The sequence below is a fragment of the Acidimicrobiales bacterium genome (genome assembly GCA_041394245.1).
GTDB lineage: Bacteria > Actinomycetota > Acidimicrobiia > Acidimicrobiales > Aldehydirespiratoraceae > JAJRXC01.
Genome location: JAWKIR010000002.1, coordinates 2,483,027 through 2,497,509, shown reverse-complemented (window position 1 = coordinate 2,497,509; position 14,483 = coordinate 2,483,027). Strand labels below are relative to the sequence as shown.

Here is a 14,483-nt window from a genome sequence, read left to right as displayed (position 1 = left end):
ACCGCAGTTTAGGAGCGGTCCCGGGCAAGCGTTCCGCGCACGGCGACGCGAGGGTCAGGTGAACAGCGATTCCACCGCAGCGACGAGACTGTCGGCCTCCGCCTGCGCCTCGGCATCGGTCTCGGCTTCGACCATCACCCGGATCAGCGGCTCGGTCCCCGAGGGACGGATCAGCACTCGCCCCCTCCCGGCCATGCGACCCATCGACGCCTCGACGAACGGAGCGAGCACGGCATCGACGTCGTCGGGCCGGGAGGCCACGCGAACATTGCGAAGGACCTGCGGGAGTCGGGTCATGGCCGCCGCGGCGAGATCGCCGAGCGGTCGACCGGTCCGGACGACGACATCGAGCAACTGCACGGCGCTCAAGACGCCGTCGCCGGTCGACGCGAGATCCCGGAAGATCACGTGGCCCGACTGTTCGCCACCGAGGCTGTAGCCCCCCGCGTCGAGCGCCTCGAGCACATGACGGTCGCCGACCTTCGTATCGATCACGTGGATGCCGGCGGCATCCATCGAACGCCGAAACCCGAGGTTCGTCATGACCGTGACCACGACGGCGTCTCCGGCCAATCGCCCGCGGGCATGCCGATCGAGCGCGCAGATCGCGATGACCTGATCGCCGTCGACCAACGCGCCCGACGCATCGACGGCGACGAGTCGGTCGGCATCGCCGTCGAAGGCCACGCCGAGATCGGCGCCCCGTTCGCGGACCGCCGTCTGGAGATCGGCGGGGTGGGTCGACCCGCAGCCGTCGTTGATGTTGTGCCCGTCGGGCGACGCGTGGATGACGTGCACATCGGCACCGAGCCGGCCGAAGACCTCGGCGATCACCGGCGTGGCGGCGCCGTTCGCCGCATCGGCGACGACCCGCAGGCCGGTGAGCGATCGCCCGTCGAGGCTGGCGACGATCGCGGCCACGTGGCGCTCCACGGCATCGCGGTGGCGGTCTTCGCCGGTTCCGACGACCGGGGTGTCGGCATCAGCCAGCAGTTCGTCGAAGCGGACCTGTATCCGGTCCTGGACATCGTCGCCGAGCTTGACGCCACCGGGGGCGAAGAACTTGATGCCGTTGTCGTGCCACGGGTTGTGACTCGCCGACACCATGGCGCCGGCGACTCCCTCCCGGGCACACCAGAGCGCAACCGCCGGGGTCGGCACGATGCCGAGGTCGACAGAACGTCCCCCCGCGGCGAGCACACCGGCGTGCAGCGCAGCTGCCAGGGTAGGGCCCGAAGCCCGCGTGTCGCGGCCCACGACGAGGCCGTCGGCGCCGAGCGCCTCCGCGCCGGCGCGTCCGAGGGCCGCCACCACCGGGGCGGTCAGCACATCTCGGGCGTCGGCCCGGATGCCATCAGTTCCGAAGCGAAGGCTCACGGTGACTCGATCGGCCGGGACACGCCCGCCGACAGGACCGGCTCACCCACCCCCCGCTAGCGCTTGCTGTACTGCGGAGCCTTGCGGGCCTTCTTGAGGCCGTACTTCTTGGACTCCTTCTTGCGCGGGTCGCGGGTGACGAAGCCGGCCGAGCGCAACGGCGCGCGGTGCTCCTCGTCGAGGGCGATCAGCGAACGGGCGATACCGAGACGCAGGGCACCGGCCTGGCCGGTGGTGCCGCCGCCGTGGATCGTCGCGTCGACGTCGTAGGCCTCGCCGAGCTCGAGCATGGTGAGCGGCTGGATCGCGTTCTGACGATGGGTCCGCGACGGGAAGTAGTCGTCGAGCGGCTTGCCGTTGACGGTCACGACACCGGTGCCGGGACGCAGACGGACGCGGGCGACGGCGCGCTTGCGGCGGCCGGTGGTCTGGGTGAGCGGAGCAGTCATCGAAGGGTTCCTGTTCAGGCCCGGGGACGCGCGGCGGCGTGGGCGATCTCGAGCGGCTGGGGGTTCTGAGCCGAATGCGGATGGGTGGGACCGGCGTAGACCTTCAGCTTCTTGAGCTGGGCACGGCCGAGGCGGGTCTTCGGGAGCATGCCCTTGATGGTGTCCTGCACGGCCTGTTCGGGCTTGCGGGCCATCTTCTGTGCATAGGTCTCGGTCTTGAGTCCGCCCGGGTAGCCCGAGTGGCGGTGGACGAGCTTCTTGTCGGCCTTGCCGGCCGTCAGGACGACCTTGTCAGCGTTGACGATGATCACGTGATCGCCGGTGTCGAGGTTGGGCGTGTAGATCGCCTTGTGCTTCCCACGGAGGATGTTGGCGACTTCGGTCGCGAGCCGGCCGAGGACGAGGCCTTCTGCATCGACGACGTGCCAGGAGCGTTCGATCTCGCCGGCTTTGATTGAGGTGGTGGACACGGAGTTCTCCGAGACGGGGATCCGACGGTGATCGGATAGGACCGTTCAAGGCTACGGCGGCGGTGGAGCAACGACAAACAGCAACGAGCGCGAATACGCGGCAAATCGCGCCGATCAGTCGTAGTGCGCTTCCCAGAGCACCAGTCCACCGGGCGGGGCCGGGCTCGGGGCGGCACTGCGATCGAGCCCGCGCAGGACCTCGTCGAGGTCGGCCACCTCCCGTCGACCGAGGCCGATGGCGACGAGCATGCCGACGAGGCTGCGGACCATCTGGTGGGTGAAGGCGTTGGCGGTGATGTCGAACCGCACGATGTCGTCGGCTCGCACCCACTCGGCCGAATGCACCCGGCGCAGGAAGACCTCGGTGGGGCGCGACTTGTTCTTCTTGCTGAACGCGGTGAAGTCGTGCAGTCCGACGAGGGGCCCTGCGGCGGCGGCCATCGCCTCGACGTTCAACTGTTGGGGGACATGCCAGGTGACATGACGACGGAGCGGGTCGCCAACGGGCCGATTGAGCACGTGATAGCGGTAGCTACGAGCCGTGCAGCTGAGCCGGGCATCGAACGTCGGCGGCGCCTCCTCGATCCGGTCGACGGCGATCTCCGGACCGAGCTTGCGGTTCAGGGCCCGGCCGAGAGCGTTGGCGTCGACGTGTGCGGCGTCGGCGTCGAACGCGACGACCTGACCTCGGGCGTGGACGCCCTTGTCGGTGCGACCGGCGCAACTGAGCGTGACCGGATGGCGCAACGACTCTGTGAGCGCCTCCTCGAGCGCGCCCTCGATGGTGCGCGCCTCGGGGTTCTTCATGAAGCCCGAGAAGCCGCTGCCGTCGTAGGCAACCCGCATCCGGATCCGAACGAATCCCTCGGGCGGCGGTGGTGGCAGGCGCTCGACCATCGGACCCGAGGATACGGCGCCCGGAAACGGCGAACGCCCCGCCGGTCTCCCGGGCGGGGCGTTTCGCTTCCTCGTTCGTTCGTAGCGGGTGTCTGACACCGCTGTGACGGGCTACACGAATTCGATGCGGGCCATCGGGGCGTTGTCGCCCGAACGGTTGTCGAGCTTGATGATGCGCAGGTAGCCGCCGTGACGATCCTCGTAGCGGGGACCGATCTCGTCGAACAGCTTCGACGCCATCTCCCGATCGCCGAGGAACTTCACGACCTGGCGATGGTTGTGCACGCCGCCCTTGCGGGCCTTCGTGATCATCTTCTCGGCGATCGGACGCATCGCCTTCGCCTTGGCCTCGGTCGTGGTGATCCCCTCGGCCGCGATCAACGATGCGACGAGGTTGGCCATCATCAGCTTCTGATGCTGTGCGCTGCCACCGAAGCGGCGGCCCTTGCGTGGTGTTGCGGGCATGTCAGTCTCGGTTCCGGAGGGTGAGGCCGCGCTCGTCGAGCTTGGCGATGACCTCGTCGAGGCTCTTCTGGCCGAAGTTGGTGATGGCCAGCAGATCGTCTTCGCTCTTGAGCAGCAGCTCGCCGACGGTATTGACCTGGGCGCGCTTCAGGCAGTTGCGAGGACGCTCGGAGAGCTCGAGGTCTTCGATGGGCAGATCCATGTCGGGACCACCGGTCGCGATCTGGATGGCTTCGCCGAGCTCCAGGCCCTGGGGCTCGTCGCTCATCTCCTCGACGAGCTGGACGAGGGCACGCAGGGTGCCACCGGCCGACGCCAGGGCGTCGCGGGGGGTGATGGAGCCGTCGGTCTCGATCTCGAGCACGAGGCGGTCGAAATCGGTGGACTGCTCGACACGGGTCGGCAGCACCTCGAAGGCCACGCGTCGAACGGGTGAGTAGATCGAGTCGACCGGGATCACACCGATGGTCGTGCTGGTGTTGTTCCGGTCGGCGGAGACGTAGCCACGACCCTGCTGCACGGTGATGTCGACCGCCAGTCGACCCTTGGCGTTGACGTTGGCCAACGGCAGATCACCGTTGAGCACCTCGACATCGGGGTGGGGCTGGATGTCGGCGGCGGTCACCTCGGCCGGTCCACGCGTGTCGAGACGCAGGGTCACCGGCTCGTCGCTGTGAACGGTCAGGACGAGGTCCTTCAGGTTCAAGATGATGTCGGTGACGTCCTCGGCGACACCGGTGATGGTGTCGAACTCGTGGAGGGCGTCGTCGAAACGCACCTGGGTGACGGCGGCGCCGGGAATCGACGACAACAGGGTGCGTCGGATCGAGTTGCCGATCGTGTGGCCGAAACCGGGCTCGAGTGGGCCGATGGCGAACCGCTGGAGGTTGCCTTCCGCTTCATCGATGGCTTCGACGGTGGGACGCTGAATGACGAGCATCGTTTACCTCGGCTACTTCGAGTACAGCTCGACGATGAGCTGTTCGCGGACGGGAATGTCGATCTGCTCACGAAGCGGGAGTTCCCGCACCGTGATCTGGAAGTCCTCACCGGTCTCGAGCCACGCCGGGGGCGTGCGGTCGAGGACGTCGGAGTTCCACTGGATGACCGTGAAGTCACGAGCCTTGGTGCGCAGCTCGATCACGTCGCCCTTGCGGACGCGATAGCTGGGGATCGTGACCCGGCGACCGTTGACGTTGACGTGTCCGTGGTTGACGAACTGACGCGACTGCGGGCGGGTTGCGCCCCAACCGGCGCGGTACACCACGTTGTCGAGCCGCAACTCGAGGAAACGGAGCATGTTGTCGCCGGTGACGCCCTGACGACGGCTGGCCTCGGCGAACAGGTTGCGGAACTGGCGCTCGGTGAGACCGTAGGTGAAGCGAGCCTTCTGCTTCTCCTGCAGCTGGAGGAGGTACTCCGACACCGATCCACGACGGCGCGAGCGGCCGTGCTCGCCGGGCGGGTACGGGCGCTTGTCGAGCGCGATGGTCTCGCCCTTCGTGCCCCAGATGTTGGTGCCGAGGCGGCGCGAGACGCGCGCCCTCGGTCCGGTGTAACGCGACATTTCAGACCCTCCGCCGCTTGACGAGGCGACAACCGTTGTGCGGGATCGGGGTGACGTCCTTGATGCCCGTCACTTCGATGCCGGCGTTCTGGATGGAACGAATGGCGGTCTCGCGGCCCGAACCCGGACCCTTGACCTGGACGTCGACCTTGCGGACCCCGTGTTCCATCGCGCGGCGAGCAGCCTGCTCGGCCGCCATCTGCGCGGCGAACGGCGTCGACTTGCGCGATCCCTTGAAGCCGACGTTGCCCGCCGACGCCCAGGCGATGATGTCGCCCTTCTGGTCACTGATCGCGATGATCGTGTTGTTGAACGAGCTCTTGATGTGAGCGATTCCGTGCGTGACGTTCTTGCGTTCACGCTTGCGCGGTCGACGACCGCCGGCACCTGCTGTTGCCATTACTTGGTGACCTTCTTCTTACCGGCAACGGTCTTCTTGGGACCCTTGCGCGTGCGAGCGTTGGTGTGGGTGCGCTGCCCACGGACCGGCAGGCCGCGGCGATGACGCAGACCCTGGTAGCAACCGATCTCCATCTTGCGCTTGATGTCCTGGCTGACCTCGCGACGGAGATCGCCCTCGACCTTGAGATCGGACTCGATGAAGGCACGGATCTTCGCAACCTCGTCGTCGGTCAGATCGCGCACACGGGTGGTGCTGTCGATCTCGGTCGCATCGCACACGACCTGTGCGGTGGTGCGGCCGATGCCGTAGATGTATGTCAGCGAGATCCCCACCTGCTTCTCGCGGGGGATGTCGACGCCGCTAATGCGTGCCATTTCAGCCTTGCCTCTGCTTGTGACGCGGGTTTTCGCAGATGACCATGACGCGGCCGTGGCGACGAATCACCTTGCACTTGTCACAGATCTTCTTGACGCTTGGTCGAACCTTCATGGAGAGCTACTTGTACCTGTAGGTGATACGGCCTCGCTGGAGGTCGTACGGGGTGAGTTCCACCTGGACGCGGTCGCCAGGAAGAATGCGGATGTAGTGCATGCGCATCTTGCCGCTGATGTGTGCGAGCACTTCTGGGCCGTTCTCCAGTTCCACGCGGAACATGGCGTTGGGGAGCGACTCGGTGACCGTCCCCTCGAGAACGATCGCATCTTCCTTGGGCTTTGCGATGGCGGAAACCTCTTCGAAAACGGCGAGCCGGTTGCTCGCACGCGGAATGACCCGGGTCTCCCAGGCCAGTGGACTACGCTACCGGACGCGCGCAAGGCGACCAACCCGACGCGACATCACTGCCGCACCTGACTGATCGCATCGGCGAGCCGGGCGAAGACCTCCTCCTCGGATCCGACGCCGTCGACCGTCGTGAGAAGGTCTCGGGTGCCGAACCAGTCGAGCAGTGGTGCCGTCTGCTCCTCGTAGAGGGACAGACGGCGTTCGATCGCCTCGGGTGTGTCGTCCTCACGCCGGCGAGCCAGCATGCGTTCGGTCACGATTCCCACGGGGACGTCGAGATTGATGGCCATGTCGAGGGCAACGCCCTGCTCGGCACAGATTCGTTCGAGCGCGTCGGCCTGGTCGGCCGTGCGGGGAAAGCCGTCGAGCAGCACCCCATTGCGCATGATGTCGTCGGCGGCGAGTCGCTCGGCGACGATGCCGTTCATGATGTCGTCCCCGACGAGGCCGCCACTGTTCATGACCGCCTCGGCCTGCTGACCGAGTTCGGTGCCGGCGGTGACGGCGGCGCGCAGCATGTCGCCGGTGGAGACGTGGATGCAGCCGAAGGCCTCGGCGATACGGACCGCCTGGGTGCCCTTCCCCGAGCCCTGACGGCCGAGAATCACCAATCGAAGTGCGCGCATCTACTTCAAGAACCCCTCGTAGTTGCGCATCATCAGCTGGCTGTCGATCTGCTTCATCGTCTCGAGCGCGACACCCGAGGCGATCAGGAGCGAGATGCCGCCGAAGGCGAAGCCACCGGCGCCACCGCCACCACCGGTTCCGGTTTCGAGCGTCTGGTTGATCAGGACCGACGGGATCAGGGCCACGCCGGCGATGAACAGCGCACCCGGGAACGTGATGCGGCTGAGGATGCGAGCGAGGTAGCGCTCGGTCTGCGGACCGGGCCGGATGCCCGGGATGAAGCCACCCTGCTTGCGAATCGTGTCGGCCTGCTTGGCCGGATCGAAGGTGATGGCCGTGTAGAAGTAGGCGAAGCCGACGATCAGCAAGCCGAAGAACACGAGATAGGTCACCGCGGCGGGGTTCGCCAGATTGTTGTCGACCCAGCGCTGGACGCTGCCGCCCCAACCGTCGTCGGGCAGCGCCACGGCGATCAGGTTGGGCAGGTAGAGCACGGAGCTGGCGAAGATGATCGGGATCACGCCGGACTGGTTGACTTTCAGCGGGATGTAGGTCGACTGCCCGCCGTACATCCGGCGACCGACCACGCGCTTGGCGAACTGCACCGGGATGCGACGCTGTCCCTGCTCGACGAACACGATGGCCACGAGGAGCATGACCGCCACGGCGATCAGCGCGATCAGGGCCGGGAGTCCGTTCTCCGCCTCGACCAGGGTGCCCTGTGCCGGGAGCGTCGAGACGACACTCGTGAAGATCAGCAGGGACATGCCGTTGCCGATGCCCCGCTGGGTGATGAGCTCACCCATCCACATCAACAGGGCGGTGCCGCTGGTCAGCGTCAGGACGACGACGAACACGGTCCAGGCACTGAACTTCGGCAGCAGGTCGACCTGGCCGACGAGTCCGCCGTTGTGGAAGAGGAAGGCGAACGAGGTGGACTGCACCACCGCGATCGAGATCGTGAGATAGCGGGTCCACTGGGTGATCTTGCGCTGCCCGACCGCACCTTGCTGTTGCCACTGTTCGATCTTGGGGATCACGACGCCGAGGATCTGCATGATGATCGACGAGGTGATGTAGGGCATGATGCCCAGCGCGAAGATCGCGAACTGGGTCAACGCACCGCCCGAGAACAACTGGATGTAGCCGAGGATGCCGCCGGAGTTCGCCTGGTCGCGCAGATCCTGCACGGCCTCGATGTCGACGCCGGGCGCCGGCACGAACGAACCCAACCGGTAGAGGCCGATCATGGCCAGGGTGAAGATGATCTTGTTGCGCAGGTCGGCGACCCGGAACATGTTCAGTACCCGCGACAGCACGGCTTTCTCCCTCCCCGTCGGGGAAATCAGCGGTTGGTGTGTTGGTTGAAGCTGCCGTGCGGAGGACGACGGTCGCCCCACGGAAGCGGCAGCGTCTCGACACTACCCCCGGCCGCCGTGATGGCTGCCTCGGCCGACTTCGAGAACCCGTGGGCCTTGACCGTGATGGCCGTGGTCACCTCGCCGCGACCCAGGATCTTCAACAGGGCGCCCTTCGAGATCAGACCGCGCTCGAGGAGGATCTCGGGTGAGACCTCGGTGAGTCCGGTCTCGACGAGGGTGTCGAGGTTGATGGCCTGGTATTCGACGCGGAACGGGTTGGTGAACCCGCGGAGCTTCGGGATGCGCTGCAGGAGGGGCATCTGCCCGCCCTCGAAGCCGACCCGAACCGTGTTGCGCGCGTGCTGGCCCTTGGTGCCGCGGCCGGCGGTCTTGCCGCCCTTGCCGCCGATACCGCGGGCCTTGCGCTTGCCGCGCTTGTTGGAGCCGTCGGCGGGTTGCAGGTCGTGGAGCTTGATCATGAGTCGACTTCCTCTACGCGCACGAGGTGCGGAACACGAGCGATCATGCCCCGGATCTCGGGCCGGTCTTCGAATGTGTTGCTCTTGCCGATACCGCGCAACCCGAGGGCGCGGAGGCTGCCACGCTGCTTCGGCTTGGCGCCGATGGCGGAGCGGATCTGGGTGACCTTGATCGTTGCCATCACGACACCTCGTTGGCCACCGCAGCAGCCGGGCCGCGCTCGCTCTCCTGGTACGCCGCCCAGAGGCCGGCGGGCAGGAACTCGTCGGGCTCGAGGCCGCGGAGTCGTGCGATCTCGTCGGGGCGCCGCAGGCCCATGAGGCCGTTGATCGTCGCTCGAGCGACATTGATGTGGTTGGCCGAGCCGAGCGACTTGCACAGCACGTCGGCGATGCCGGCCTCTTCGAGAATGGCGCGAGCGGCGCCACCGGCGATCACGCCGGTACCGGGGGCGGCGGGCTTGAGCATGACGCGACCTGCACCCATCTCGCCGATGGTCTCGTGGACGATGGTCGAACCGGCCATCGCCACGGAGAACAGGTTGCGGCGCGCCTCTTCGGTGCCCTTCTGGATGGCCAGCGGCACTTCCTTGGCCTTGCCGTAGCCGAGGCCGACCTTGCCGGCGCCGTCACCGATCACCACGAGTGCGGTGAAGGAGAAACGACGGCCGCCCTTGACGACCTTCGCGACGCGATTGATGTTGATGACCCGCGACTCGCGCAGGCCCTCGCCACCGTCGCGGGGGTTCGGCTCACGTTCTCTGCGTTCGTATGCCATCAGAACTTCAATCCTCCCTCACGGGCTGCGTCGGCGAGCGCCGCAACCCGGCCGTGGTAGCGGAACCCACCACGATCGAATACCACCGTGTCGATGCCGGCTGCCTTGGCGCGTTCCGCGAGGAGCGCACCACACTTGCCGGCCGCCTCGGCGTTGCCGTTGTTGGCGCCCCGAAGCGCCTTCTCGGTGGTGGATGCCGCAGCGAGGGTGACGCCCGTGAGGTCGTCGATCACCTGTGCGGAGATGTGCTTGTTGGATCGGAAGACCGCCAGACGGGGACGCTCGGCTGTGCCGCGCATCGTCTTGCGGATCCGGTAGTGCCGGCGCAGACGATCGCTGCGCCGCTTCTTCGCGGTGTACGCCATGGCTACTTGGCCGCCTTTCCGGCCTTGCGAATCACGCGCTCATTCGCGTAGCGGATGCCCTTGCCCTTGTAGGGCTCCGGCTTGCGCCACTTGCGGATGTCGGCGGCAACCTGCCCGACCAGCTGCTTGTCGATCCCCTTCACGAAGATCTGCGTCTGGACCGGCACGTCGAACTCGATGCCCTCCGGGGCTTCGATGTTGACGGGATGGCTGTAGCCGAGCGCGAGCTCGAGGGCGTTGGTGCCCTTGGCGGTGGCACGGTAGCCAACGCCCTGGATCTGGAGTTCCTTGGTGAAGCCCTCGGTGACACCGGTGATCATGTTCTGGATCAGGGTGCGCGAGAGACCGTGGAAGGACTTGCTCGGACCACTGTCGTCCGGGCGTTCGACGACGAGGAAACCCTCGTCCTCGTGCACGGTGATGCCACCGGGCAGGGTCTGCTCGAGGGTCCCCTTGGACCCCTTGACCGTGACCGAGGCGCCCGAGATCGAGATCTCGACACCGCTCGGGATGGTGATGGGTTCGCTGCCAACTCGGCTCATGTCGACTCCCTCACCACACGAAGCAGAGGATCTCGCCGCCCATGCGGTTCTTCCTCGCTTCTCGATCGGACATCAGGCCCTTGTTGGTCGACACGACCGCCACGCCGAGGCCACCCTGTACGCGGGGGATCTCGTCGCGCTTGCGATAGATGCGCAGACCGGGCTTGGACACACGGGTCAGACCGGAGATGACGCGGGCCCGCTCGGGCGAGTACTTCATCTCGATGGTCAGGGTCTTGCCCGGCTTGTCGCCGTTGTCGACTTCGGTGAAGCCGGCGATGTAGCCCTCTTTTTCGAGAAGACCCGCAAGAGCGAGCTTCTGCTTCGAGGACGGCATGCGGACGTCGTCGTGCATCGCCACATTGGCGTTGCGAATACGAGTGAGCATGTCGGAGATGGGATCTGTCATTGTCATCGCGCTGTCACCTCCCTACCAACTGGCCTTCTTCACACCGGGCAACTCGCCCGCGTGTGCCATTTCTCGCAAGCAGATCCGGCACAGGCCGAACTTGCGGTACACCGAACGAGGCCGGCCACAGCGGCGGCACCGGGTGTAGGAGCGCACCTTGAACTTCGGGGTGCGCTGCTGCTTCTCGCGGAGTGCTTTCTTCGCCATGGGTCACTGCCCCTCGCGTCGGAACGGGAAGTCGAATGCCGCGAGCAGAGCACGCCCGTGGTCGTTCGTCGTCGCCGTCGTGACGATCGTGATGTCCATACCCCGAGTGGTGTCGACCTTGTCGTAGTCGATCTCGGGGAACATGAGTTGTTCGGTCACACCGAAGGTGTAGTTGCCGTTGCCGTCGAACGACTTCGGCGAGAGCCCTCGGAAATCTCGGATCCGCGGAATCGCCAGCGAAATGAGGCGATCGAGGAACTCGTACATGCGGTCGCCCCGGAGGGTGACCTTGCAGCCAATGGCCTGGCCGTCGCGCAGCTTGAAGCTGGCGAGGCTCTTCTTGGCCCGCGTGATCACGGGCTTTTGGCCGGCGATGGTCTCCATGTCGGCCAGGGCGCCCTCGAGCAGCTTCGCCGAGGCGACGGCTTCACCGACACCCATGTTGAGGACGATCTTCTCGATCTTCGGCACCATCATGACGTTGGGGATGTCGAGCTGCTCCTTCAGGGCAGGTCGGATCTCCTCGTTGTACATGGTGCGAAGGCGCGGCTTGTAGGTGGTGGTGCTCATCAGAGTTCCACCCCCGTGCGCTTGCAGATGCGGACCTTGGTGCCGTCGTCGAGGATCTTGTAGCCGACGCGGGTGGCCTTGCCGTCCTTCGGGCTGACCAGGGCGACGTTCGACACGTCGATCGGCATCGCCTTGTCGATGATGCCACCCTGCTGGTCCTGACGAGTCGGGGCCTGGTGCTTCTTGGCGATGTTGACGCCGTCGACGATGACCTTGCCCTTTTCGGGGATGGCCCGTTCGACGACACCCTGTGCGCCCTTGTCCTTGCCCGACAGCACGACGACGCGATCGCCCTTGATGATTTTCATGCCTGCCATGTCACAGGACCTCCGGTGCGAGCGACACGATGCGCATGAACTGCTTGTCGCGCAGTTCTCGACCCACCGGGCCGAAGATGCGGGTGCCGCGCGGCTGACGCTGATCGTTGATCAGCACGGCTGCGTTCTCGTCGAAGCGGATGTAGCTGCCATCCGGACGACGCTTTTCCTTCTTGACCCGGACGACCACGCACTTGACGACGTCGCCCTTCTTGACCTGCGCGCCAGGGATCGCATCCTTGACGGTGGCGACGAAGACGTCGCCGATCGAGGCGTAGCGACGCTTCGAACCGCCGAGGACCTTGATGCACAAGACCTCCTTGGCGCCCGAGTTGTCGGCGACCCGAAGACGGGATTCCTGCTGGATCACTTTGCACGCTCCAGGACGGCCACGAGGCGCCAGCGCTTGTTCTTCGACAGCGGTCGGGTTTCCTGCACGCGCACACGGTCGCCCACGTTGAGGGTGTTGTCCTCGTCGTGCACGTGGAGCTTCTTGTTGCGCTGCACGGTCTTGGCGTAGCGCCGGTGGCGCACACGATCGATCGTCTCGACCACTGCGGTCTTGTCCATCGCGTTCGACACGACCAGGCCCTCACGGACCTTGCGTGCGTTCTCGCGTGTCTCGGTCTCTTGCTCAGCCATCTGACTTCTCCATCGCCTCGGCTTCGGCGATCTCACGGGCCCGGAGCTCGGTGAGCACACGGGCGATGTCCTTCTTGACGGCCTTGAGCGCCGCAGAGTCGTCGAGCTGGCCGGTCGCGAACTGGAATCGCAGGTTGAACAACGACTCCTTGTGGTCGGCCAACTGTTGGATCAGGTCGGTCACGGCGAGATCGGCGAGGGCTTTTGTCTTCGCCATCAGAAACTCTCCTCACGGCTGACGAAACGTGCCTTGATCGGCATCTTCTGGATCGCCCGATCGATCGCCTCACGGGCGATCTGCTCGTCGTGGTACGACAGCTCGAACAGGATCCGTCCGGGCTTGACGACCGCGACCCAGTGCTCCGGGTTGCCCTTGCCCGAACCCATGCGGGTCTCGGCCGGCTTCTGGGTGACCGGCTTGTCGGGGAAGACGTTGATCCACACCTTGCCGCCACGCTTGATGTGACGGGTCATGGCGATACGACCGGCCTCGATCTGACGGGCGGTGATCCACCCGGGCTCGAGCGCCTGGATTCCGTAGTCGCCATAGGTGACCTCGGTCGCGCCCTTCGACATTCCCTTGGTACGGCCCCGGTGTTGCTTGCGGTGCTTGACCTTCTTCGGCATCAACATGACAACAAACCTCAGTCGTTCGCCCGGAAGTGCGGGGTCTCGCTCTGCTCACGGGTCGATGCCTCGATGGCATCTTCCTCGTCGAGGAGCTTCTCGAACTCGGGATCGGCTTCCTTGATGAGCGGTGCCGGCTCTTCCTCGACCTCGGCATCGGCATCGGTCTCGGGCGTGGCGACACGCTTGCGGGCAGCAGCGGAGGAGACGACCTTGCGGGGCTTGGCCTGACCGGATGTCTCGCCGGCCGCCATGGCGGCCTCGAGGGTGGCCTTGTCGTCGCTGGTGGTCTTGTAGGGGAGGATGTCGCCCTTGTAGAGCCACACCTTCACACCGATGCGCCCGTAGGTGGTCTTCGCCTCGCGGAAGCCGTAATCGACGTCGGCACGCAGCGTGTGCAACGGGACGCGGCCCTCGCGGTACCACTCGGTGCGGGCCATCTCCGACCCGCCGAGACGGCCCGAGCACTGGACGCGGATGCCGAGAGCACCGGCCTTCTGGGCATTCTGGACCGCACGCTTCATCGCACGGCGAAACGCCACACGACCAGCGAGCTGATCGGCGACACCCTGGGCGATCAGGGCAGCATCGAGCTCGGGCTGCTTGATCTCCTGGATGTTGAGCTGGACCTTGGCGTTGCCGGTGATCGAGGTGAGACCAGTGCGGAGCCGGTCGGCCTCGGAGCCACGGCGACCGATCACGATGCCCGGACGGGCCGTGTGGACGTCGACACGAAGACGATCGCGGGTGCGCTCGACCTCGACACGGCTGATCGCCGCGTGCGGCAGCTCGGTCATGAGGAAATCGCGGATCTTCCAATCCTCGATGACGTTGTCGGCGTATTCCTCACGGTCGGCGAACCAGCGGCTCTTCCACTCCGTGGTGATGCCCAGGCGGAACCCGTACGGGTTGACCTTCTGTCCCATCAGTCGTCCTCTCCGGCGTCGCCGGCATCTTCTTCGGAGGAGGCGGAACCCGCCTCGGTGAAGCCGGCGGCTTCGGCTGCGTCGGTGGTGGCGAACCACACCTCGGCAACGGTCTGTTCGAACCAGCGCCCATCGGGCTGGTGGTACTTCATCGAGTCGGCGTTGCCCTTGATCGGGTAGCCCTCGGGCGCCTCGCTCGGGTCGTCGAGCGGGGCGTGGCTC

The 14,483-nt window shown here is 66.0% G+C and carries 26 protein-coding genes and 1 pseudogene; all 27 read right to left on the bottom strand.

Annotated features, from left to right (window positions below):
- Positions 1–54: 54 nt before the first annotated feature.
- The 27 genes and pseudogenes from glmM to rpsC all read right to left on the bottom strand — a co-directional run bounded on the left by glmM (position 55) and on the right by rpsC (position 14,261).
- A complete protein-coding gene (gene glmM / locus R2707_12470) occupies positions 55–1,377 on the bottom strand; it encodes a phosphoglucosamine mutase (protein ID MEZ5245904.1) in 1,323 nt (440 codons plus the stop codon).
- A gap of 56 nt (positions 1,378–1,433) precedes the next feature.
- Positions 1,434–1,826, bottom strand: coding sequence for a 30S ribosomal protein S9 (rpsI, locus tag R2707_12465; GenBank protein ID MEZ5245903.1), 393 nt, complete (start codon positions 1,824–1,826; stop codon positions 1,434–1,436).
- A gap of 14 nt (positions 1,827–1,840) precedes the next feature.
- On the bottom strand, positions 1,841–2,296 hold the full coding sequence (gene rplM / locus R2707_12460; protein ID MEZ5245902.1) for a 50S ribosomal protein L13: 456 nt from the start codon (positions 2,294–2,296) through the stop codon (positions 1,841–1,843).
- Between the two features lie 114 nt (positions 2,297–2,410).
- Positions 2,411–3,193, bottom strand: coding sequence for a tRNA pseudouridine(38-40) synthase TruA (gene truA / locus R2707_12455; GenBank protein ID MEZ5245901.1), 783 nt, complete (start codon positions 3,191–3,193; stop codon positions 2,411–2,413).
- Positions 3,194–3,304: 111 nt separating this feature from the next.
- On the bottom strand, positions 3,305–3,658 hold the full coding sequence (gene rplQ, locus R2707_12450; GenBank protein ID MEZ5245900.1) for a 50S ribosomal protein L17: 354 nt from the start codon (positions 3,656–3,658) through the stop codon (positions 3,305–3,307).
- Between the two features lies 1 nt (position 3,659).
- Entirely contained in the window at positions 3,660–4,598 is a 939-nt protein-coding gene (locus R2707_12445) for a DNA-directed RNA polymerase subunit alpha (protein ID MEZ5245899.1), read from the bottom strand.
- A 12-nt stretch (positions 4,599–4,610) separates the two neighbouring features.
- On the bottom strand, positions 4,611–5,225 hold the full coding sequence (gene rpsD, locus R2707_12440) for a 30S ribosomal protein S4 (protein MEZ5245898.1): 615 nt from the start codon (positions 5,223–5,225) through the stop codon (positions 4,611–4,613).
- A 1-nt stretch (position 5,226) separates the two neighbouring features.
- Positions 5,227–5,625: a 30S ribosomal protein S11 gene (gene rpsK, locus R2707_12435; protein ID MEZ5245897.1), complete on the bottom strand. Its 399-nt coding sequence runs from the start codon at positions 5,623–5,625 to the stop codon at positions 5,227–5,229.
- Positions 5,625–6,002, bottom strand: coding sequence for a 30S ribosomal protein S13 (gene rpsM / locus R2707_12430; protein MEZ5245896.1), 378 nt, complete (start codon positions 6,000–6,002; stop codon positions 5,625–5,627). Before rpsM ends, rpsK begins: the two co-directional genes overlap by 1 nt.
- Position 6,003: 1 nt before the next feature.
- Positions 6,004–6,117, bottom strand: coding sequence for a 50S ribosomal protein L36 (gene rpmJ / locus R2707_12425; protein ID MEZ5245895.1), 114 nt, complete (start codon positions 6,115–6,117; stop codon positions 6,004–6,006).
- A 6-nt stretch (positions 6,118–6,123) separates the two neighbouring features.
- A complete protein-coding gene (gene infA / locus R2707_12420; protein ID MEZ5245894.1) occupies positions 6,124–6,348 on the bottom strand; it encodes a translation initiation factor IF-1 in 225 nt (74 codons plus the stop codon).
- A 116-nt stretch (positions 6,349–6,464) separates the two neighbouring features.
- Entirely contained in the window at positions 6,465–7,037 is a 573-nt protein-coding gene (locus R2707_12415; GenBank protein MEZ5245893.1) for an adenylate kinase, read from the bottom strand.
- Positions 7,038–8,357 carry a preprotein translocase subunit SecY gene (gene secY, locus R2707_12410; GenBank protein ID MEZ5245892.1) on the bottom strand — a complete coding sequence of 440 codons (1,320 nt, stop codon included), beginning with the start codon at positions 8,355–8,357 and terminating at the stop codon, positions 7,038–7,040.
- Positions 8,358–8,383: 26 nt separating this feature from the next.
- The gene (rplO, locus tag R2707_12405; protein MEZ5245891.1) at positions 8,384–8,875 is read right to left on the bottom strand and encodes a 50S ribosomal protein L15; all 492 of its coding nucleotides are present in this window, start codon (positions 8,873–8,875) and stop codon (positions 8,384–8,386) included.
- Positions 8,875–9,063 (bottom strand): 50S ribosomal protein L30, encoded by a 189-nt coding sequence (gene rpmD, locus R2707_12400; GenBank protein ID MEZ5245890.1) that lies wholly within the window; start codon positions 9,061–9,063, stop codon positions 8,875–8,877. Before rpmD ends, rplO begins: the two co-directional genes overlap by 1 nt.
- Complete coding sequence (gene rpsE / locus R2707_12395) at positions 9,060–9,656, bottom strand: 30S ribosomal protein S5 (GenBank protein ID MEZ5245889.1); 597 nt, start codon at positions 9,654–9,656, stop codon at positions 9,060–9,062. The genes rpmD and rpsE overlap by 4 nt, the downstream gene beginning before the upstream one ends.
- Positions 9,656–10,021 (bottom strand): 50S ribosomal protein L18, encoded by a 366-nt coding sequence (gene rplR, locus R2707_12390; protein ID MEZ5245888.1) that lies wholly within the window; start codon positions 10,019–10,021, stop codon positions 9,656–9,658. The genes rpsE and rplR overlap by 1 nt, the downstream gene beginning before the upstream one ends.
- Before the next feature lie 2 nt (positions 10,022–10,023).
- Positions 10,024–10,563 carry a 50S ribosomal protein L6 gene (rplF, locus tag R2707_12385; protein MEZ5245887.1) on the bottom strand — a complete coding sequence of 180 codons (540 nt, stop codon included), beginning with the start codon at positions 10,561–10,563 and terminating at the stop codon, positions 10,024–10,026.
- A 10-nt stretch (positions 10,564–10,573) separates the two neighbouring features.
- Positions 10,574–10,978 (bottom strand): 30S ribosomal protein S8, encoded by a 405-nt coding sequence (rpsH, locus tag R2707_12380; GenBank protein MEZ5245886.1) that lies wholly within the window; start codon positions 10,976–10,978, stop codon positions 10,574–10,576.
- A gap of 15 nt (positions 10,979–10,993) precedes the next feature.
- Positions 10,994–11,179 carry a type Z 30S ribosomal protein S14 gene (locus R2707_12375; protein ID MEZ5245885.1) on the bottom strand — a complete coding sequence of 62 codons (186 nt, stop codon included), beginning with the start codon at positions 11,177–11,179 and terminating at the stop codon, positions 10,994–10,996.
- Positions 11,180–11,182: 3 nt separating this feature from the next.
- On the bottom strand, positions 11,183–11,749 hold the full coding sequence (rplE, locus tag R2707_12370; protein ID MEZ5245884.1) for a 50S ribosomal protein L5: 567 nt from the start codon (positions 11,747–11,749) through the stop codon (positions 11,183–11,185).
- Complete coding sequence (rplX, locus tag R2707_12365; protein ID MEZ5245883.1) at positions 11,749–12,057, bottom strand: 50S ribosomal protein L24; 309 nt, start codon at positions 12,055–12,057, stop codon at positions 11,749–11,751. The genes rplE and rplX overlap by 1 nt, the downstream gene beginning before the upstream one ends.
- Before the next feature lie 10 nt (positions 12,058–12,067).
- Positions 12,068–12,436, bottom strand: coding sequence for a 50S ribosomal protein L14 (gene rplN / locus R2707_12360; GenBank protein ID MEZ5245882.1), 369 nt, complete (start codon positions 12,434–12,436; stop codon positions 12,068–12,070).
- Positions 12,433–12,708 (bottom strand): 30S ribosomal protein S17, encoded by a 276-nt coding sequence (gene rpsQ / locus R2707_12355; protein ID MEZ5245881.1) that lies wholly within the window; start codon positions 12,706–12,708, stop codon positions 12,433–12,435. Before rpsQ ends, rplN begins: the two co-directional genes overlap by 4 nt.
- Positions 12,701–12,925 carry a 50S ribosomal protein L29 gene (gene rpmC / locus R2707_12350; GenBank protein MEZ5245880.1) on the bottom strand — a complete coding sequence of 75 codons (225 nt, stop codon included), beginning with the start codon at positions 12,923–12,925 and terminating at the stop codon, positions 12,701–12,703. The genes rpsQ and rpmC overlap by 8 nt, the downstream gene beginning before the upstream one ends.
- Positions 12,925–13,341, bottom strand: coding sequence for a 50S ribosomal protein L16 (rplP, locus tag R2707_12345; GenBank protein ID MEZ5245879.1), 417 nt, complete (start codon positions 13,339–13,341; stop codon positions 12,925–12,927). Before rplP ends, rpmC begins: the two co-directional genes overlap by 1 nt.
- 290 nt (positions 13,342–13,631) lie before the next feature.
- Positions 13,632–14,261: pseudogene (gene rpsC / locus R2707_12340) on the bottom strand (30S ribosomal protein S3).
- Positions 14,262–14,483: the final 222 nt, after the last annotated feature.